This is a genomic window from Caballeronia sp. LZ028 (assembly GCF_031451415.1).
Lineage (GTDB): Bacteria > Pseudomonadota > Gammaproteobacteria > Burkholderiales > Burkholderiaceae > Caballeronia > Caballeronia zhejiangensis.
In genome coordinates this window covers 1,962,516-1,983,450 of the sequence record NZ_JARUXN010000001.1, presented here as the reverse complement: position 1 = coordinate 1,983,450, position 20,935 = coordinate 1,962,516, and the positions used below count along the sequence as shown (strand labels likewise).

Here is a 20,935-nt window from a genome sequence, read left to right as displayed (position 1 = left end):
ATCGTGGTCTCATATAATGATTCGGTTTTATCCCTGCGATCGCACGGATTTAAATCATGGAAATCGATATTCGAACGGCGAGCGAAATCGGCGTCGCAGTGCGTGCGGCGCGCAAAGCGCAACGGCTTCGCCAGGACGATGCGGCCGGCAGCATCGGCGTCAGCGAGAGCTTTCTCGGCAAGGTCGAGAAGGGTGCTGAGAGCGTGCATTGGGGCAAGCTGTTCCAAGTGCTCGAAGGCTTGGGCGTGCGCGTGACGGTCGATATCCCGGACGAAGCGGGTGAGCTTTTCGCGGGAGAGGCGGTCAAGCGTTACGTCCGCGTCGAGCGCGCCGAGAAACGTCGTCGCGCACGAGAGGACGCGGATGAGTCCTGAGACCATCGCGACGCTCGAAGGCCGCCGCAATCTGATCGCGAGCATCAACGACGTCGAAGTGGGTGTGCTCAACGCCGACGACGACATCTGGTCTTTCTCCTATCTGCCGGCGTGGCGCGACAGCGTGGACGGTTATCCGCTGAGTCCGGCGCTGCCGCTGCAACCGAACGCGTTGCGCGACGGCAGCACGCGCCGCTCGGTGCAGTGGTACTTCGACAACCTCCTTCCGGAAGAAGGCCAACGCACGCTGCTCGCGCGCGACGCGGCCATTCGCAACGAAGCCGATGCCTTCGCGCTGCTCGCGCACTACGGTGCCGAATCGGCGGGTTCGGTGACGCTGCGTCCACCCGGTGCAAGCGACGAGCAACCGCCCGCCGAGCGCTTGCTGCCCGACGAAGCGTTGCAGGCGCGGATCGACGCGTTGCCCCGCCTGCCGCTCACGCACGACGCACTCAAACGCATGTCGCTCGCCGGCGCGCAGCACAAGCTGGCGGTGGTGTTGCGCGACGACGCGTTGTTCGAGCCGGCAGGCCGCACACCGTCGACGCATATCCTCAAGCCGAATCATCAGGACACCGATGACTATCCGCACTCGGTCATCAACGAATGGTTCGTGATGAAGCTCGCCGACAAGCTGCGCCTCGGCGTTCCGGGCGTGCATCGGCGCTACGTGCCTTCTCCCGTGTATCTCGTGGATCGCTTCGACCGCGAGTCGCGGGCGGGACAATGGCGCCGGCTGCATAGCATCGACGCTTGCCAGTTGCTCGACCTCGCGCGTACGTTCAAGTACGAGCAGGGCAGCGTCGAGCAACTCGCGACACTGGCCGCGCGTTGCCGGAATCAGGCGTCCGCACGCACGCGGCTCTTTTCGTGGCTCGTGTTCAATGTGCTGGTGGGCAATTCGGACGCGCATCTGAAAAACCTGAGTTTCCTCGTCTCGCGCCAAGGTATTCAGCTTGCGCCGTTCTACGACCTGCTGAGCGTAGCCGCATACGCGACGCCGTCGTATCAAAAGGACGCATGGCCGAAGCGGGCATCGTTCGCGTGGGACATCCTCGGCGCGCGCTACTACGACGACTTCGATCGCGCGTTGATGCTGCGGGCGGGCGAAGTGCTCGGTATCGCCAGGACGACGGCCGAACGGCTGCTGGATGCGCTCGCAGGTTCGATCGTGCGCGCGGCCGCCGATCTGTACGCGCGCGTCGAAGAGAAAAACGCGGCGTTGCTCGCCGAGCGGCCGGGACTCGCTGCGACGCTCGGCGGCGAGCTGATGTGTCTGCGTGTGATCCGCTACACGATCATCGAGGACATGACACGCAAGCTTGCAGCCGCCTGAAACGCAAAAGCCCCGCTCGGTTCAACGCCGGCGGGGCTTTCGATTCAATGCGTGAAAGCGCGTTCAGCCTTGCTTGGGCTCTTCGCTCTTGCCAAAAAGACCTGCGAGGCCGCCAAGCGAGCCCAGAACGCCGGTCAGATCGAGCTGGCCTTCGGGCGGCACCTCACCGTTCGGCGTTGCGCGATCGACGATATGCGGCAGCACCGCCGCGAGCATGCCGGACAGTTGGTCGCCGGAGACGCCTGCTTTCTGCGCGAGCGCGCCGACGTTGTCCTGCCCGAGCACGTTCGTGAGCGTGTCCGGGCTGATGGGCTTGTTCTCGCCCGTGCCGATCCACGACTGGACCACGTCGCCCGCGCCGTGTTGCTGGAAGCGCTGGATCAGGCCCATGAGGCCGCCGGGCTGGCTGTTGACGAAAGCGAGCGCCGCTGCGATCAGCGCGGCCTGGCCGGACTGAGCCGGTTGGCCGCCCGGTTGTTGCGACGAATTGCCGAGGGTGGAGGCGAGGATATCGAGTAGGCTCATGACGGTCTCACTACGAGAGGTTGCGGGGTGGGTTCGCCTGTGCCGCCGCATTCGGCTCGGAACCGGTCGCGGCGGCGCGGGCATCGGCCGCGAGCGGCCGTTCGACGATGGTGATACGAAGGCAAGTTTCCTTCGACAAGGTTCCCCGAAGAATCACTGACTGGCAGCCGCGGCGCTGGCGGCCTTATCTTTCTTGCTGCGTTTCGATTGTGCGGGCTTCGCTTCGCTCGCGGCGGAAGGGCTCGACGCACTCGCTGCTGCCGACGCTGCGCTGTCCCTTTTCGATTTTTTCGACGCCTTCGTTCCCGATGCGGGCGTGGCAGGCGTCGTGGCCGGCGTCTGCGCCGTCGTGGCTGCGGGCGATGTCGCGCCGGTGGCCGCGGTCGACGATTTGACCGTCGAGTTCGGCGCGGCGCTGCCGCCTTGCGTCGACGGCGTCGCGGGCTTCGACGGTTTGCCTGTCGGCGGCAGCGACGAGCCGCCGATCGTCAGCCCATTCTGTTCCAGATTCGTCACGGATTTGGCGCCGAGACCCTTGACGCGAGTCGCGAGATCGTCGGCGTCCTTGAAGGGGCCGTTCTTCGTGCGCTCGTCGATGATCGCCTTCGACTTCACCGGCCCCAGACCCTTCACCGATTCCAGCGCGGCTTGATCGGCGGTATTGACATCGACCGCGGCGAACGCCGCTCCCATCGACAGCACGAACGCAAAGCACAGCATCAGCAGCTTTTTCAGCATGACGGCACTCCAGGCTTGAGAGAAAGGATGAATCGATAAGTTCGGGCCAATCGGGAAGATGCCGTTAAGGATAGGGCAAAAAACCGTCCCGAACGATGGCGCCCGCATTGTGCACGACCCCGCCGCGCGCACCGCGCCCGCGCACAATCTTTAACGTTGCAAAACGCTGCACGGATGACGTCGCTGTTTTAGCGGGCGTGCGCGCATCACTTCGATGTGCGCGCGGACGTCTTCGCGAAAGCGCCGCGGACCTCGAAGCCGACTTTATCGACGACTTCGCCTTTTGCATCGACCAGTTCGAGCACATGCCGGCCCGGCCACGGCAGCCATGCCGCTCGGGCGTCGTGACCGTAGGGTTTGCCGTCGAGCCGCCACGCGAGGCGCGCGCTGCCGTCCACGCGGGTGAACCACACGCGCTGACGCGCCGGCGGAATGTCAGGGTCGAGCGCGAAGATCGTGCCGTCCGTCGGTGCGCCGATGCGTGCGGCCCGCGCGTCGGCGTTCGCGCCGCGCGCCGCCTGCGCCGCGTTCGCCGTGAGACCGATGGCGCTCATCTGCGTGCCGCGCACGAACCACTCGCTGCGCGCCGGTTCGATGTCGTTCTGATACGTGACGCGCGTCGTCACGACGCCCGATGGCGCTTGCGGCGCGCGGCTATCCGATCGCCGGTTCAGATAGTTGACGATCGCGTTCCACGCCGGCGCCGCGCCCGTCACGCCCGAAACGTCCCACATCGGCGCGCCGTCGGCATTGCCGACCCAGACGCCCACGGTGTAGCGCGATGTGAAACCGATCGCCCAGTTGTCGCGCATGTCCTTGCTGGTGCCGGTTTTCACGGCGCTGAAGGTGCGCGTGGCGAGCACGCTGTCGAAGCCGAACGTGCGCGTGCGTGCGTTGTTGTCCGCGAGGATGTCGGTGACGATGAAGCTCGCTTCCGGGCTGAAGACGCGCGTGCCCGCCTGCGCCGGCCGATGGTCCGCGAGATCGAAGAAGGGCTGTGCGACGCCGCCGTTCGCGAACGTGCGATACGCGTTGGCGAGCGTCGCCAGCGTCACGTCCGCGCTGCCGAGCGCGAGGGAAAAGCCATAGTAATCGCCAGCTTGCGACAAAGGCAGCCCGAGCGCGACGAGCGTCTTCGCGAAGCGATGCGGCGTGACCATCACGAGCGTACGCACCGCCGGCACGTTGAGCGACGAGCCGAGCGCGGTTCGCACGCTTACCCAGCCCTTGAAGTCGTGATCGTAGTTTTGCGGAATGTAGAGGCCGCCGCCGGTCGCGAGATCGAGCGGCGCGTCGTCGAGCAGCGTGGCGGCGGTGACGCGCTTTTCGTCGATCGCCTGCGCATACAGAAAGGGCTTGAGCGTCGAGCCGGCCTGACGTGCCGAGAGCACGGCGTCGACTTCCGGCGCGTTCGACAGGCCGCCCGCCGAGCCGACCCACGCGAGCACGTCGCCCGAACGATTGTCGATCACGATGGCCGCCGCGTCGTGCACATTGCGCGGATGCGCGCGCGCGTTCAGTTCGGCGAGCGTGCGGGCGAGCGTATCGCGGGCGAAGCGTTGCAGGCGCGCGTCGAGCGTGGAGCGCACGCGCGCGCCGGCCTTCGGATGCACTTCGCCCGCGATGCGTCGCGCGAGATGCGGCGCGAGTGCGTCGTCGCCCTGAGCGAAGGCGGGCGCGGACGCGGTGCGGGTCAACGTGAGCTGCACGTAGCTGTCGAGATTGATGCACGGATCGACGCTCTGCGCGACGCCGTGCAGCGTCTGCATGTCGCGCAGAATCACGCACGCGCGCGCGGCGACCTTCGCAAAGGGCGCGTTCGGCGCGCGCACCAGCGCGGCGGCGAGCGCCGACTCGCGTTCGTCGAGACCGGAAGGGGCCTTGCCGAACAGCGTCTGCGATAGCGCCGACAACCCGACGATCTCGCCGCGAAACGGCACGAGATTCAGATACGCCTCGAGAATCTGATCCTTGCGCCAGGTGCGTTCGAGCCACAGCGCGCCGATTGTCTGCCCGGCCTTTTCGCCGATCGAACGGCGGCCGGCGCGCTTGCCGTCATCGTCGATGAGACCGGTGAGTTGCATCGTCACCGTCGATGCACCGCGCGTACGCGTGTTCCACAAATTGCCCCACGCGGCTGCCGCGGCGCCGCGCCAGTCGACGCCCGCGTGCTCGTAGAAACGCCTGTCCTCCGATACGACGATCGCTTCGCGCAAGGCGGGCGACACGTCGGACAACGCGATCCAGTCGCCGCGCCGCGCGCTCTTGTCGACGCGCGTGCGCGCGAGCGGCTCGCCGTCGCGCGAGAGCAGCACCCAGTCGGAGCTGCGCCAGTTCGCGCGCACTTCGTCGAAGCCCGGCTGCGCCTGCGCCGGCATCGATAGCGCGCATGCGATCAGAAGGCAGGCGGCGCGTTTCATCGGATCACTTCGCGGCGAGCGGCTTGACGACCACCGGCGCATTCGGCAGCGCGCCGAACGCCGACGGCGCGTAGAGCGCTTCGACGCGCGTCGGCGGCAGGCCGAACGTGCCCGGATTGTTCAGGCGCATCGTGTATTCGACGCTCAGCTTGCCCTTCGGCAGATAGTCGTAATACGCGCGATAACCATCGAAGCTACGCTCGACGAACGCGGGCCACGCGCCGTCATCCCGCTTCTCGCCTTCGGTCGCCGCAGCGGAATCGCGTCCGAGACCGGAGCCGAGGATCGTCGCGCCCGCGGGAATCGGATCGTTGACGACGACCCACGTCATGTCGCTTTGCGCGTCGATGTCGAGATGCACGCGGACGATATCGCCGCGCGACAGCACGCCTTTCACGGCGGGATCGATCGGCGTGACGGTTTTCGCGATGCGATAGCCCGCCGCGAACGGCGCCTTCAACGCGACAGCCGCGAGACTTTCGATCGTCGCCCACGGCTTGCCCGTGCCGTCCTGCGAGAGCGTGAGCGAACCGCTGCTCCACGGCAGCATCACGCTGCGCGCGTTCGCGTTCTTCGTCGCGGGCGTGGCCGAGGCGGGCGCGGGCGTGGACATGACAGCGGCGCTCCAATTCACGCTTTGCGCCGATGCGCCCAGCTGGATCGACGTGTGACCCGTCACCGGCGTGCTCTCGAAGAGTTGCGAGAATCGGCCGACGGCGAGCGCGCCCCACAGATTGGCGGTCGTCGTTTGCCACGCGCCGTGCTTCTGCAACGCGAGCAGGCCCGCGACGACGCGCGGCATCTCGTCCTTCCAGCCAGGCGCATCCGCGAAGATGAGCGCGGTGCGCGCGGCGTTGGTTTCCGTGCCGGTCATGAGCCACCAGAGATCGTCGTCGCGCTCGGTCGAGAACGTGAGTCGCGTGCCCTGATACGTCAGACGCGCGCGAATGATCTGCTCCGCCTGCGCACGCTTCTCGTCGCGATTCGGAATGCCGTCGACGCGCGACAGGATTGCGTAGTAGTCCAGCACCGCGGATGTCGGCCACTGATCCAGCGCGACCGTGATCGAGCCGAGCATGCGCGGCTGTGCAAGGCCATAGCGCGAGAGCGCTTCGATCGCGGCGAGCTTCCTATCGTCGAGATCGTTGCGCGGCGCCCAGAACTTGCGCTCGAGCTTGCCGTCGACGAAATTCGCGAGGCCCGCCGCCATCTGATTGCGCAGATCGTCGGGCAGCGCGAAACGGCGATCCTGTTTCGCGGCTTCATCGGTGACGGCGAGCAGATAGGCCGTGAGGGCGGGGCTGCCGGTCGGGCGCTCGTCGTCGGCGGGCGGGAAGTAGTTCGCGAGGCCGTCGCGATCGAGATACGACGGCATCCGCGCGAGCACGCCTTGCCAAAGCGCTGCGTCCATCAGGCCGAGCGCGCGCGAAGTCTGCTGTTCGAGGCAACTGTACGGATAGCGCTCGAACCAGCGACGCACGCCGGGCAGTCCTTCGGCGAGCTTCGATTGCAACGACACCGCGATGCCGCCGCGCACGGCGCCGTCGCTCGACTTGATTGCATCGGCGGGCGGCGCGACGGGCAGCGCGAGCGTGCCGTCGACTTGCGCGAGGGTCGCCTGCTGGACATTGACGGGAATCGCCGCGACGACTTTCTGCGTCAGTTTGACGGCATCGCTCGCCCTGGGTCCGGCCTGTTCGGACGCGGTCACGTTCCATTCCAACGCTGCGGATGAATTCGCGCCGAGCACATCGGGTGTCGTGACCTCCCACGCGACTTCCTGCGACGATTCCGGCGCAAGCTCGACCGTGCGCGCATCGAGCGCCAGCGCGCCGGCATGCGGCGTGATGACGACGCGCATCGTCCGCGCGGTCGTGTTGCGCAGCGTGAACTGCGCGCGGAACGAATCGCCGACACGCACGAGCGGCGGCAATCCCGATATCAGTTGCAAGTCCTGCGTGCTCTGAATCGATGCGCTGCCGGTGCCGAACTGTCCCGCGCCGACCGCCGCCACCGCGACGATGCGAAAGCGCGTGAGCGCGTCTTTCAGCGGAACGTCGATGGTCGCTTCGCCTTTGGCATCGAGCGTGACGCGCGGATTCCACAGCAGCAGCGTGTCGAACAGTTCGCGCGTCGCGCTGTGTCCGCCGCCGCCGCCCGCAGGCACCGCCTTGCGCCCGAAGTGCCGCCGCCCGACGATCTCCATCTGCGCGGTCGCCGTCTGGACGCCGTACGCGCGCCGTTCGAGCATCGCGTCGAGCACGTCCCAGCTTCGATTCGGCATCAGTTCGAGCAAGGCTTCATCGACGGCCGCGACGGCGATCTGCGTGCCCGCGGGCGCGGGCTTGCCATCGGGCAGCGCGACTTTCACCTTGACGTGCGCCTTGCCTCGCACGGTGTACGACTTCGCATCCGGGCTCACGCTGACCGCGAGCCTGTGCGCCGCCGTGCCGACCTTGATCGACGCCAGCCCGTAGCGGAACGCGGGCTTGCTCAAATCGACGAGCGGCGTCGGCGCCTGATACTGACGGCCTTCGTACCAGAACGCGCGCGCCCATTCGACCGGCGCCTTCCATCCCCAAGTGAAGAAGGAATACCACGGCACTTCGCGGATGCGTCCGCGCAACGCGAGCACCGACACGTACACGTTCGGCGCCCACGACCCTTCGATTTTCAGCTCGACGCTCGGATCGGTGCCGTTCAGTTCGACGACGCGCGTCTCGACGATGCCCTCGCGCTCGACGGCGACGAGCGCCGTCGCGGAGCGGAACGGCATGCGGACCTGGAAGCGCGCGGTTTCGCCGGGCTCGTAACTCGTCTTTTCCGGCAGCACGTCGATGCGGTCGGTGTTCTCGCCGCCGAACCACAGCTCGTCCGCGCGCGTGACCCACACGGACGTACTCGCGTTGGCCGCGCGGCCGTCGCCGTCTTTCGCGATCGCGATGACATCGACGTTGCCGGCATCCTTCAGCTTCGCATCGCACGAGACGATGCCGTGATCGTCGCTCTTGCCGCTGCACAGCGTGCCGAGATCCTTGATCTCCGTGTGGTTGTCGTAAGCGTAGAAGCCGCCGACCATGCGCTTTCTCGAGCTCGACATCACGCGAGCGACGGCCTTGATCTCCACCGACACGCCCGCGCGCGGCTTGCCCTGCAGATCTAGCGCGATCGCCTGCACCGGCAGCGCGCCGCCGACCGATACCCAATGTCCCGCTTTCACGCCGACCGCGACGTCGGCGGGCCACAGCGTCGTGCCGCCGCTGATCGTCTGAATCTCGCCGTTCGGATCGGCGAAGCTCGCTTCGAGCGTGAGACGCTTCGGCGATTCGAGCGCCGGCAGCGGCTTGATCGTGACCTTGCCGGCGCCTTCGCGATCGAGCGTGACGCGCAGCTTGTCGGCGACGAGCTTCGTCGTCGCGTGGTCTTCCTGCTCGCTGTCTTCGTCTTCGTCTTCGGCCGGCGCGCTCGCGCCGTCGTCCGTCGGCTTGCGGTAAGGCGCGAAAGTGAACGCTTCGTATTGCGAAGCGAAGGGCGGCGCGGCATCGCGCACGAGCGCGGAAACCTGCACCGGCAGATTCGATGCCGGTCCGCCCTGCACGTATTCGAGCCGCACCGCGACCGGCGCTTCCTGCGCCGCGACGAGACCGGACGCTTTGGCCTCGCCGGCCGTGATCGAGCCTTTGAACACCGGCAGGCGGAATTCCTCCACGCGGAAGCTGCCGGATTCGTACGACTGCGTCACCGGGTTGTCGTTGTCGTTGCCGTTGCCGCTATCGTCGTCGGATGAAGCCGTGCCGTTGTCGAGCGACACGCTGTATTCGCCGAGCTTCGCGGCGGCGGGCACGGCGAAGGTCGAATCGGCGCTGTGATCGGCGGCCCATTTGAGCGGCAGATGCCACGTCTGTCCGCTGCCGACGTGCCGGATCGTCACGCGCGTTGGATAGCTCTTCGGAAACGCGAAGCCGCCGAGCGTTTGCACGCGCAGCAGGTGCTTCATGGATACGGTTTCGCCCGCGCGCAGCAGCGTGCGGTCGAACACCGTATGCGCGCGCGTCGTGCGCGCCGCGCTCATGTCGGTCGGCACGTTGAAGCGCCACGATTCGATGCCGCGATCCCAGTCCGATGTCACGAACGCCATGTCCGGACCGCTCACGGGATCGTTCACGCGCGCGGACACGAAAAAGCCGCCCCACGCGAGACTGCGCTCGTTGCATCGGCGCACGGACGCGAGCGGCTTGCCGATTTTCGCGATGCCTTGCGCATCGGTTTTCGCGGTGGCGATTTCATCGCCGTTGCAGTCGGTGACGCGCACGTCGGCGTTCGCGACGGGCTTGCCCTTGTCGAGCGTCGTGACCCAGACGACGCTGTTCTCGCGTCCCTCTTTGAAATGCACGCCGAGATTGGTGACGAGCACCGACGTTCGCACGTACATCGCCTGATTCTTGTCGAGCAGCGATGCGCCGAGCGCCGGCGAACTCAGTTCGACGACATAGAAGCCCGGCTTTGTCAGCGGAATGCCGACGACTTCGAACGGACGCAGCGCTTTCGGATCGGCGGCGGGCAAGGCGAGGGTTTCGACGCCGCGCTGTTTCGCGAGCATCGACAGCGAACGAATGTCGATTTGCGGATCGTTCGACACCGAGCCGTCCCTGTTCGGGATGATGACCGGCTCGATACCGTTGTTCAGCATCGCGGGCATGAGCTTTTCGATGGACGAGCGCGACATCGAGACGCCGTCGAACATGTCGACGGCGCGCATCCACTCGCGGATGTCCGTGTCGGCGTCGAGCTTGAGCTTCGTGATCTGCGACGTGCCCGAATGGAGCCCTTGCACATGCAGGTCCGCTTCGACATGACGCAGCGTGACCGGCAGCATCGCCGGCATGCCGGGTTCCGCGAATCGCTCGATGATGCCGAACGTGCCCGACGAGAATTTCGCGAGCGGCGGCATCGCGGCGGTCGCGGTCTTGAGCGGGAAAAGGTCGGCGTTGGCGAGCGTGCGGCCGCTCACGTCTTTCAGATTCGCGGGCGCCTCGATGGTGAGACTGGCGCGCTCGGGCAGCGGCGCGGCGAACTCGATGCCGCTGACTTCCGCATCTTTATCGCTAGGATCGAAGTGAGGCGCGGCGCTTCCTTTCGGACCGCGCAGTGCGAACTTCTGCGCATCGGCGCGGCTGATCGGCGCGGAGAACGTGAGGCGCATCGGCCGCAGCGGCGTGCACGGTGCGTTGGCGTTTTCGCGCTCGCAGGAGAAACCGGCGGTGAAGGGCTTGCGCACGTCGAAGTTGAAGCGCTTCTCGACGTCATTGGCGATGCCGCTCGGTCCCGTCACGCCCGTGCCGTACACGAGCTGCATTTTCGTCGCGGACGGCAACGTTTGCTGGCACGCGAGCGTCAGTACGCGATCGCTCTCTTTCTCCAGGCGGAAGTGTTTGAGCAGCGCGGCGCGCGTGGCGTCGTCGACGGCGCGGACCGGAATGCGATTGCCGAGCGCGCTCGATTCGCACCAGACATGCTGCAGCACGGACGCCTGCGTCGCCGGGCCGTTCAGACGCAGCACGAAGGCCTGATTTTCTTCGATGTCGCCGTAGCCCGGCATGATGCGTGTGACGAACGGTCCGCCCGTCTGGAACGCGAAGTGGCGCGGGCCGGAAAGCGCGTTGCCGGCCGTGGATTTGAGGGTGTCCGAGAGATCGAGCGCGCAGCGCACGCCGGGCGGCAGATCGTGCTCGAAGTCGAAGGCCCAGGTCTTGGCGTCGATCCAGCGGCCCGAGCCCGCGGTAGCCGATGCGCCCGCGCCGCTACAGGCGATCTTGCCGGGCGCGGCGGCGGCCGCATTGCCGAAGGCGATCATCGGTTCGTCGAACTTGGCGACGACCTGCCGCACTTGCGCGACCTTGCCTTGCGGCGACACGCTCGTGATGCGCGCGGCATCGGCCCGATGAAGCGCGGCGCTTGATCCCAACGCGGCGATCAGCGTGGTTGCGGCCAGAATCCATTTTTTTTGTGACGTTGTTATGCGGCTCATCCACTCGCTCCGAGTTTTCCTCGACGCGAAATTCTACTGGAGCCTTACGTCGATCTTTCGTCGGCTGCGCTCGGGCGACGCTTTTTAACGGAAGATCAATCTGCGTTCACGTTCGGCAGATGCCGCGAACTCACGCGCCGCCAATACACGAACAAGCCGACGCCCGCGACGCCGAGGCTCGCCGAATTCGCGATCCAGAAGCCGCGCGCGCCCTGCAGCCATTCGGGCACGCCGCCGCCGACATCGAAGCCGAGCAGATAACCGCCGCCTAGCCCGATGCCCCATAGCGCGATCGCGTAGATCACGGTCGGCACGAGCGTCACCTTGTATGCGCGCAGGATGAACGCGGTGGTGATCTGCAGCGCATCGCAGAAGTGATAGAAGAAGATGATGAGGACGAGCGGCATCGCGGCCGCGATCACGTTCGCATCGGGTGTGTACGCAGCGATCACGAGCCGACGCGCCGCGAGCAGGAGCACGCCGTACACGAGCGCGAGCACGCACGCCATGCCGATGCCGTGACGCGAGATCGAGCGGGCGTCGTCGTAGCGTTGCGCGCCGAGCGCCTGCGACACGAGCGTCGACGACGCGATGCCGATCGCGAGCGGCGTCATGTACAGCACCGCGCCGAGATTGCCCGCGATCTGATGACCGGCGAGCGTCGTCGTGCCGAAGCGCGAGATAAAGAGCGCCATGAACGTGTACGACGTGACTTCGATCAGATACGAGAGGCCCATCGGAATGCCGAGCCGCAGAAGCGCGAGCTGACGCCGCCAGACCGGCCAGCAGAAGTGCGAGAAGATGGCGAACGGGCGGAAGAACTCGACCTTGAGAAGCACCGTCATGCCGACCGCCGCCAGCACCCAGTTGATGAGCGTGCTCGCGAGCGCGCAACCCGGACCGCCCAGCGCCGGCACGCCGAATCCGCCGAAGATGAACCACGTGTTGAGTGGAAACTTGAGCAGCAGGCCGCCGACCTGCAGGAACATCACGAGGCGCGGCTTGCCGACGGCGTTCGTGAGCGAGCTGTAGACGCGAAACGCGAGGCTCGCGGGCAGGCCGAACGACAGAATGCGCAGATAGTCGACGGTGCGGTCGTGCAGCGCGGGCGGCGTCTTGGCGAGCGACAGAAGCGGCTCGGGATGGAACAGCAGCACGAAGCCGATCACGGCGAGCGCGGCGGCGAGCCAGAACGCCTGACGCGTCTCTTCGCCGATTTCGCTTTCGCGGCCCGCGCCGAAGAGCTGGCCGGCGATCGGCTGCAGTGCGACGAGAATGCCCGTCAGGCCGATATACACCGAGATATAAACGGAACCGCCGAGACCGAGCGCGGCGAGATCGGTGGCGGAGAAGCGGCCGACCATCGCGGTGTCGATCACGCCGAATGCGATCACCGCGAGCTGGCCGATCAGCACCGGCCAGGCGAGCGCGGCGATCTTGCGCACATCGCTCAGCATGCCGGTCGTACTCGCGGAAGTCGGTATCGCGCGCATCGTATTACTGCGCGCGGCGCAGGCTCTTCGGACGCAGCGGTTTCTTCGCCGGCGGCACGGGACGCTCGATGCGCACGTAGAGACGGAACCGCTCGTCGCGGTCGGCGACGCGCCGGCCTTCCCAGACGAGCTTCCACTGGAACGCCGACATCGACGACGGCTCGCCGTAATCGGCCGGATCCTGGCGCAGGATCACATCGCAATCCTCATCGAACGCGAAATGCATGCCGCCGAAATACGCGAAGGTGGCGATCTGCGCGTCGCCGAGGCGTACGGGCGAGATGCAGGTGTAGTCGGGCGGCAGATGATCGGCAATTTGCTCGGCCACGTCGCGATACGTCCGGCTGTAGTTCACGACCGGCAGCCACAGCGTCATGAGCAGGACCCACATGAGCGTGGTGCCCGCACTCGACAGCACGACGCTGCGCCACAGCACCTTCGGATGACGGGCGAGCCGCCAGCGCGCGAGCAGGAACCAGCAGACGGTCACGGCCACCGCGCACACAAAGGAAATCAGCTTGAACTCGGGATGGAAACCCGGAGCGAGACGCGCGAGATTGCGGGCCATCGCCGAGGGGAAGCCGAACATGCCGGCGGTCCACACGAGCCACACCAGCGAGCCGATGATCGTGAAACTCAGCATCGCGAACCAGTCGATCGCGTTGATCGCGCCGCGCTTGAGGGTAGGCAGCGCGAACGTCGCGAGCACCGAAAGCGGCGGCAGAAGCAGCATGAAGAGCCGGTTGGTCTCGTGCGCCTGCAGCACGACCAGCACGAGCAGCGGCCCGATGATCGACAGCGGCACCCCGACGTGCGGCGAGCGGCGCAGCCCGCCCCAACTGACGAACGCCCACACCGCGAGCGGCCACGCGGGCCACGTGAAGAGCGGCAGGTTCTTGATCGCGTAGCCGAATATCGAACCGGGCGTGCCGGAGAAGAACGAGAAGCTGTTGCGCCACCATTGGCGCAGCCACCATTCGCCGTCATCCGGGAAGTAATGCAGTGTCGGCAGCACCCATGCGCCGATCAGCAGGATCGCGACCGGCAGCCCGAAGATCAGGAGCGGCGCGGAGCGGATTTGTTTGACGACGATCGTCATCGCGAGCGTGCAGAGCAACAGCGCGAAGACGAGCACCGGCGAGCTCGACAGGCCGACTACGCCAAGCGCCGCGCCCCACACGAGACCGCCGTGGATCGGCTTGTCGAGGCTGCGCACGAGGCCGTAGAGGAGCATCGCGGTGCCGGCGAACTGCGCAAGCTGCGGCGTGGTCTCGTGGCCGCGCTCGGCGAGTCCGAAGCACGCGAGCAGAATCAGCAGTGCGCCATCGGCGAGCATGCGGCCGTAGTCGCGCGGCTCCGGTTCGCCGCCGAACGCATATTTGAAGGGCTGGGCCTCGTCGCGGCGGCCGAGCAGATAGGCCGAATACCAGACGAACGCGCAGGCGAGACAGAAGAGCAGGCCCGTGACCACGCGCGATGCGTTGCTCGCATCGACCCACGGACTCAAAAGCCGAATCGCCGATGCGCCGAGCCAGTACATCAGCGGGCCGTCGGCGGTCGGCGCCTTGCCGACCAGGTTCGGCAGCAGCCAGTCGCGCGCGTCGCCATTGGCCATCGTCCACATGACGCCGAAGCCGCCCGCATCTTCGTTCTTCCACGGATCGCGGCCGAACAGCCCGAACGACGCATAGGTGATGCAGATGGCGAGCAGAAGCCAGCGCGGCAGGGCGCTGGTGGCGGAGGCGGTCAGACGAACGACAGATCGCATGCGTGAAGGCTTGATGGAGAGCGGCCCGCTGATTCGCGCTGGATGCGCGACGGGGCCAAAGCAACCGGCATTGTAGTCGCGCGGCGGCGTAAAGGGCGGTTCATCGAAGCTCGCCGTAACCCCGCGCAACAATGCATGCCGGATGCAGCAAGGGCGGTGCGGTGGCATGCGCCAAGCTGCCGGCGACAAAAAAGGGCAGCCGAAGCTGCCCTTTTCGCTGAAGCCGAAGCCCGACTTACTTCTTGGTGGAGAAGCGCGCGAACTTGTTGTTGAACTTCTCGACGCGGCCCGCCGTGTCCATGATCTTTTGCTGACCGGTGTAGAACGGGTGCGATTCCGACGACACTTCGATTTTCGCGAGCGGGTAGGTCTTGCCGTTGAATTCGGCGGTTTCCCGCGTCTGGATGGTCGAGCGGGTCACGAACTTGAAGTCGTTCGACATGTCGACGAACAGGACTTCGCGGTAATCCGGGTGAATGCCTTCTTTCATGGTCTTTCCTGGTATCTGGCGGTAGCCAACCCGTTGCACTCGTTTTTTAGTGCCGCGCGAGTCACTTGCCTAGGGTCGAAAAACGGCGATTATGCCAGAAAATCAGTCGGTTGACATCTTTTTCGGAGGCCGCGGCGCAACTCATGCAGCCGGCGCGACGAGCGCCCCAACGCCCGCCGGGTCTTGCCGGTAATAGCGCGCGAGCAGCCGGTAAAGCTCGGGATATTCGGCTTCGAACAGCTTCGGCGTCACGAAAAGCGCCTCGCTGCACACCGCGAAGAATTCCGACGGATGATCGGTCGCGTAAGGATCGATCAGCGAGTCGCGTTCGAACCGCGCCCAGCGGCGCTCCGGCACCGCATCGACGCGTGCGCAGAACTGGTCATAGGCGTTGTCGAAAATGTCGGACCACGTGGTCGAATCGAGCGGCGCGTGCCAGCGCCGGTAAAGCGGCGGATGACCGTCGGCCTCGCCCGTCACCATGTCGATCTTGTGCGCGAATTCGTGGATGACGACGTTGTAGGCGTCCGATCCGTCGGCCATCTGCGCGTCTTCCCACGACAGGACGACCGGGCCGCCTTCCCACGCTTCGCCGCTCGCATCGTGCTCGACTTCGTGCACGACGCCGTCTTCGTCCTCCACGGTTTTGCGGATGATGAACTCGCCCGGATACACGATCACACCGACCCAGCCGCGATACAAATCGAGATCGAGATTGAGCACCGGCAGACAGGCCTGCGCGGCGATCGATACGATCATCTGATCCGTCAGTTCGAGATCGTGCGCCGTCGAGAATTCCTTCTGCGCGATGAAAAGGCTCGCGGTTTCGCGCAGACGCGCGAGGTCGCTGGCGTCCAGATGTCCGAAGCACGGATACGTGTCGAGCGTGCGTTGCCAGAGCGCGTCGTCGATCGCGTATTTGCGCAGCGCGCGCTCGCGGCGTTGCGCGCCGAACCAGCGGGAGAAGAGGTTGGCCATGCGTTGAATCGGAAGACTGGACTAGTTGCGGATTGTACGCACGGCCCCAATAAAAAACCGCCTGACGATGCAGGCGGTTTTCTGTTCCGAAGCAGCGAAGCGGGACGGGGATCAGCCTCCGCCGCGGCGCATCATGTCGAAGAACTCGGCGTTGTTCTTCGTCTGACGGATCTTGTCGAGCAGGAATTCCATCGCTTCGACTTCGTCCATGTCGTGAATGAACTTGCGCAGCACCCAAACCTTCTGCAGCAGATCGGGCTTGATGAGCAATTCTTCGCGACGCGTGCCCGACTTGTTCAGATTGATCGACGGATAGACGCGCTTTTCCGCGAGGCGGCGCTCGAGGTGCACTTCCATGTTGCCGGTGCCCTTGAACTCTTCGTAGATCACGTCGTCCATGCGGCTGCCGGTTTCGATGAGCGCCGTGCCGATGATCGTGAGCGAGCCGCCTTCCTCGATGTTGCGCGCGGCGCCGAAGAAGCGCTTCGGACGCTGCAGCGCGTTGGCGTCGACACCGCCCGTCAGCACCTTGCCCGATGCCGGCACGACCGTGTTGTAGGCGCGCGCGAGACGCGTGATCGAGTCGAGCAGAATCACGACGTCATGCTTCATTTCGACGAGACGCTTCGCCTTCTCGATGACCATTTCGGCCACTTGAACGTGACGCGCGGCCGGTTCGTCGAATGTCGATGCGATGACTTCGCCGCGCACCGAGCGCTGCATTTCAGTGACTTCTTCCGGGCGTTCGTCGATGAGCAGCACGAACAGGATGACGTCCGGATGATTCGCCTTCACCGCATGCGCGATGTGCTGCAGCATCACGGTTTTACCCGACTTCGGCGATGCGACGAGCAGGCCGCGCTGGCCCTTGCCGATCGGCGAGATCATGTCGATGATCCGGCCCGTGACGTTTTCCTCGCCGCGCATTTCGCGTTCGAGCGGCAGCGGCTTGTTCGGATGCAGCGGCGTGAGGTTCTCGAACATGATCTTGTGTTTCGAGGCCTCGGGCGGCTGCCCGTTGACTTTGTCCACCTTCACGAGCGCGAAATAGCGCTCGCCGTCCTTCGGCGTGCGGACTTCGCCTTCGATCGTGTCGCCGGTGTGCAGATTGAAGCGGCGGATTTGCGACGGGCTGATATAGATGTCGTCCGTGCTCGCGAGATACGACGTCTCGGGCGAGCGCAGAAAGCCGAAGCCGTCGGGCAGCACTTCGAGCGTGCCGTCGCCGAAAATCGTGTCGCCGCCCTTGGCGCGCTTTTTAAGAATCGCGAACATCAATTCCTGCTTGCGCAGGCGGTTCGCATTTTCGATTTCGAGGCCGTTGGCCATCTCGATCAGTGCGGAGACGTGCTGAGACTTGAGCTCGGATAAATGCATACGGATTTCCCGCCGGGGAGAGAGGTGCGACAGAAAGATTTGGGAGAAGAGGTGAGCGGAACCGCTCGAGACTTAATACTTCTTGAACTCTTGTGATTCTAGCATAGCACACGCCACAGCGGCCTCGGGTGGGCTTTGGGCGGGGCTTGTCGGCCGATGTTGTCGCGTGACAACATCGGCTGCATCGGCACCACGCCTTGGCGTGTCGTCGATGCAGACGCGAGCGACGGGAGATGCCGCCGCTCGCCGGTGATGCCGTTACAGGTTGCTGTCGAGGAACGCGGTCAGTTGCGACTTGGACAATGCGCCGACTTTCTGCGCGGCCACTGCGCCGTTCTTGAAGAGAATCAGCGTGGGAATGCCGCGCACGCCGAACTTCACGGGCGTCGACTGATGTTCGTCCACGTTGATCTTCGCGATCTGCAGGCGATCGCCGTAATCCTTCGCGACTTCGTCGAGGATCGGGGCAATCATCTTGCACGGACCGCACCACTCAGCCCAGAAATCGAGCAGGACAGGTTTATCCGACTTGACGACATCCTGTTCGAAAGAAGCGTCGCTGATGTGCTTGATTGATTCGCTCATTGTCTGAATACCTCTATTGAATCGAGGCCCGCGTTTGAATGCTCGCCACGATACACCAAAACCGAAAAAATTTTCGTCACCAACGGGCCGGACTTCGGCCCGCGCGCCGTGCGCCAGAATGAACCGCGAACGGCGGCGAATGATCCGCGGAAGGGCGAAATGCACCACTTCCAAGTAATTCACGTGTCATCTTAGCCTAATTCGCTATCCGTTGCCGGATGCTGATAGGGCGCATCTGAGGCCGAAAATACGAAGCACAAGAGGGGCTCGGAAGGGCGTGCGTTTCGCCGACGCCTTCCGGCTGCGCCCGACCCCGTGGTACAATTCAACGTGACGGGCCTCCTCGCATGGTGGCGCGGTCAACCTGGTCAGGTCGGGAACGAAGCAGCCACAGCCGCTTTCCACCAGTGCCGAGGGTCGGGCTCGTCACCTTCCGCTTTTCTTCCGTAGGTCTCCCTGCTGATTTTCCTGACTTATTCGTGTTCCGCACGCCATGGCGCGTGGCGCGTTCGTGCGCCCGATCACCCCGCTGGAGCGGCGTTTGCGCAAGGTCGTTGCTGATACAATTTCGCGCATGACCTATCAAGTTCTCGCACGCAAATGGCGGCCGAAATCATTCGAGTCGCTCGTCGGCCAGGAGCACGTCGTCCGTGCGCTCACGCACGCGCTCGACGGCGGCCGCCTGCATCACGCGTATCTTTTCACGGGCACGCGCGGCGTCGGCAAGACGACGCTCTCGCGCATCTTCGCGAAGGCGCTCAATTGTGAAACCGGCGTGACCTCGAAGCCGTGCGGCGTGTGTCGTGCGTGCCGGGAAATCGATGAAGGCCGCTTCGTCGATTACGTCGAGATGGATGCGGCGAGCAATCGCGGCGTCGACGAAATGGCGGCGCTGCTGGAGCGCGCCGTGTACGCACCCGTCGATGCCCGCTTCAAGGTCTACATGATCGACGAAGTGCACATGCTCACGAACCACGCCTTCAACGCAATGCTGAAGACGCTGGAAGAGCCGCCGCCGCACGTGAAGTTCATTCTCGCGACGACCGATCCGCAGAAGATTCCGGTCACCGTGCTCTCGCGTTGCCTCCAGTTCAATCTGAAGCAGATGCCGGCGGGGCACATCGTCTCGCATCTGGAGAACATTCTTCAGCAGGAGAACATCCCGTTCGAGCCGCAGGCACTGCGTCTCTTGTCGCGCGCGGCGGACGGCTCCATGCGCGACGCGCTTTCGCTGACCGATCAGGCCATCGCGTATTCGGCGAACGAAGTCACCGAGGATGCCGTGCGCGGCATGCTCGGCGCGCTCGATCAAAGCTACCTGATCCGTCTCATCGACGCGCTCGCCGGCGGCGACGGCCCCGGCGTGCTCGCGATCGCCGACGAAATGGCGCTGCGCAGCCTGTCGTTCTCGACGGCGCTGCAGGATCTGGCGAGTCTTCTGCATCGGATCGGATGGGCGCAGTTCGCACCGACGTCGGTGCTGGACGAATGGCCTGAAGCCGCGGACATCCGCCGCTTCGCCGAGATGCTGTCGGCCGAGCAGGTTCAGCTTTTCTATCAGATCGCCACCGTCGGGCGCAGCGAGCTCGGTCTCGCGCCGGACGAGTACGCCGGCTTCACGATGACGCTCCTGCGCATGCTCGCGTTCGAGCCGGCGGGCGGATCGGGCGGCGGCGTCGCCGTGGGTGCGCCTTCGGGCGCGAAGCCCGCGCGCAGCGCCGCGCTCGTGGGTGCGATGGCCGAGCGCGCCGTCGCGCCTGCGCCTGCGTCGGTTGCGAAAGCGCCGGCGCCCGCCGTCGAGACGGTGGTCGTGAAGGCGGTCGAAGAACCCGTCGTCGAAAAGAGCGAGCCCGTGCCGGTGAAAGCCGCGCCGATGCCGAGCGCCGCGCGACAGGCCGTCGATGAAGCCGCGCCTGCCGCGCCGAGCACGTCCGACGAAGCCGCGACTTCGCGCGCGGCAAGCGGCGCGAGCGCGGCGCTTGAAGTCTTGCGCAGCGCGGGCATGCGCCTGTCGTCCGATCGGGGTGCGCGTGGCGCGTCTGCGCAGACGGCGGCTCCCGCTGCGCCCAAGCCCGTCGCGAAACCGGCCGCGCAAGTTCCGGTGCCGACGCCGCGCCGCGCTCCGGCTCCCGCATCCGCCGCGCCCGAGCCGAAGCCCGAGCCGAAGCCCGCGGCCGGCAACGCGAGCAAGTCGAACGTCGTGCCGCCGTGGGAAGAGATGCCGCCCGACGACTACGCGCCGGCCGGATCCGAAGACGCTTACTTCATGCCGCCCGACGACGGCTTCGTGCCAGCCTTCGACAGCGGCCCGGACGACATGCGCTTCAACGCCGAGCCCGCCGCGAAACCGGCGCCCGTCATCGACACGGCGCCGTTGCCGCCCGCCGTGCCGCTCGATGCGCTCGGCGTGTCGATCGAATGGGCGGCGCTCGCCGTCGATCTTCCGCTGAAGGGCGTTGCGTATCAGCTCGCGTTCAACAGCGAGCTCACCGCCTGCGATGCGAATTCCGTGACGCTTGCGGTTCCGGTCCAGATGTACACCGACGCCACGCATGTCGGCAAACTCAAGGCCGCGCTCGCCGAAAAGCTCGGCCGTGCGATCGAAGTCAGCGTGAACGTCGCGCCCGCGCGGCGCACCGCTGCCGCGCTCGACGCCGCCGAACGCGCCCGCCGTCAGCAGGAAGCCGAGCAGGAGATCAAGCAGGATCCGTTCGTGCAATCGCTGATCCGCGATTTCGGCGCGAGCATCGTGCAGGGTTCGATCAAGCCGATTGCCGCATCGGGCGCGAATCCATTGTGAACTGAAGCGCGCGGCGCGGTTTT

General features: G+C 65.6%; 13 protein-coding genes and 1 other RNA gene. 4 read left to right on the top strand and 10 right to left on the bottom strand.

Annotated elements, in window-relative coordinates; genetic code table 11:
- Positions 1 to 56: 56 nt before the first annotated feature.
- Together QCE58_RS09355 and QCE58_RS09350 are read left to right on the top strand one after the other, a co-directional pair.
- Entirely contained in the window at positions 57 to 374 is a 318-nt protein-coding gene (locus QCE58_RS09355; protein ID WP_008349308.1) for a helix-turn-helix domain-containing protein, read from the top strand.
- Positions 364 to 1,710 carry a HipA domain-containing protein gene (locus tag QCE58_RS09350; protein ID WP_008349309.1) on the top strand — a complete coding sequence of 449 codons (1,347 nt, stop codon included), beginning with the start codon at positions 364 to 366 and terminating at the stop codon, positions 1,708 to 1,710. The genes QCE58_RS09355 and QCE58_RS09350 overlap by 11 nt, the downstream gene beginning before the upstream one ends.
- Positions 1,711 to 1,773: 63 nt before the next feature.
- On the opposite strand, the gene QCE58_RS09345 is transcribed toward QCE58_RS09350, so the two are convergent.
- From QCE58_RS09345 to trxA, 10 genes are all read right to left on the bottom strand, one after another.
- On the bottom strand, positions 1,774 to 2,286 hold the full coding sequence (locus QCE58_RS09345; RefSeq protein WP_409014098.1) for a YidB family protein: 513 nt from the start codon (positions 2,284 to 2,286) through the stop codon (positions 1,774 to 1,776).
- Between the two features lie 102 nt (positions 2,287 to 2,388).
- Positions 2,389 to 2,973, bottom strand: a complete 585-nt coding sequence (locus tag QCE58_RS09340) for a helix-hairpin-helix domain-containing protein (protein ID WP_250521160.1) — start codon at positions 2,971 to 2,973, stop codon at positions 2,389 to 2,391.
- Between the two features lie 206 nt (positions 2,974 to 3,179).
- Positions 3,180 to 5,393, bottom strand: coding sequence for a penicillin-binding protein 1C (gene pbpC, locus QCE58_RS09335; protein ID WP_175982270.1), 2,214 nt, complete (start codon positions 5,391 to 5,393; stop codon positions 3,180 to 3,182).
- Positions 5,394 to 5,397: 4 nt separating this feature from the next.
- Positions 5,398 to 11,421 carry an MG2 domain-containing protein gene (locus QCE58_RS09330; RefSeq protein WP_250521159.1) on the bottom strand — a complete coding sequence of 2,008 codons (6,024 nt, stop codon included), beginning with the start codon at positions 11,419 to 11,421 and terminating at the stop codon, positions 5,398 to 5,400.
- 95 nt (positions 11,422 to 11,516) lie between these two features.
- Positions 11,517 to 12,878, bottom strand: a complete 1,362-nt coding sequence (locus QCE58_RS09325) for an MATE family efflux transporter (RefSeq protein WP_250521158.1) — start codon at positions 12,876 to 12,878, stop codon at positions 11,517 to 11,519.
- Between the two features lie 40 nt (positions 12,879 to 12,918).
- Positions 12,919 to 14,682 carry a glycosyltransferase family 39 protein gene (locus tag QCE58_RS09320; RefSeq protein ID WP_250521157.1) on the bottom strand — a complete coding sequence of 588 codons (1,764 nt, stop codon included), beginning with the start codon at positions 14,680 to 14,682 and terminating at the stop codon, positions 12,919 to 12,921.
- Between the two features lie 235 nt (positions 14,683 to 14,917).
- Positions 14,918 to 15,172 carry a type B 50S ribosomal protein L31 gene (locus tag QCE58_RS09315; protein ID WP_008349325.1) on the bottom strand — a complete coding sequence of 85 codons (255 nt, stop codon included), beginning with the start codon at positions 15,170 to 15,172 and terminating at the stop codon, positions 14,918 to 14,920.
- A 141-nt stretch (positions 15,173 to 15,313) separates the two neighbouring features.
- A complete protein-coding gene (locus QCE58_RS09310) occupies positions 15,314 to 16,150 on the bottom strand; it encodes a M90 family metallopeptidase (RefSeq protein ID WP_175982267.1) in 837 nt (278 codons plus the stop codon).
- A gap of 111 nt (positions 16,151 to 16,261) precedes the next feature.
- Positions 16,262 to 17,527, bottom strand: coding sequence for a transcription termination factor Rho (rho, locus tag QCE58_RS09305; protein ID WP_008349328.1), 1,266 nt, complete (start codon positions 17,525 to 17,527; stop codon positions 16,262 to 16,264).
- Between the two features lie 258 nt (positions 17,528 to 17,785).
- Positions 17,786 to 18,112 (bottom strand): thioredoxin TrxA, encoded by a 327-nt coding sequence (gene trxA, locus QCE58_RS09300; RefSeq protein WP_008349330.1) that lies wholly within the window; start codon positions 18,110 to 18,112, stop codon positions 17,786 to 17,788.
- Between the two features lie 332 nt (positions 18,113 to 18,444).
- On the opposite strand from trxA, the gene ffs reads away from it, so the two are divergent.
- Together ffs and QCE58_RS09290 are read left to right on the top strand one after the other, a co-directional pair.
- An RNA gene (gene ffs, locus QCE58_RS09295) (signal recognition particle sRNA small type) lies at positions 18,445 to 18,543 on the top strand.
- Positions 18,544 to 18,686: 143 nt separating this feature from the next.
- A complete protein-coding gene (locus QCE58_RS09290; RefSeq protein WP_250521156.1) occupies positions 18,687 to 20,912 on the top strand; it encodes a DNA polymerase III subunit gamma/tau in 2,226 nt (741 codons plus the stop codon).
- The last annotated feature ends 23 nt before the right edge of the window (positions 20,913 to 20,935 follow it).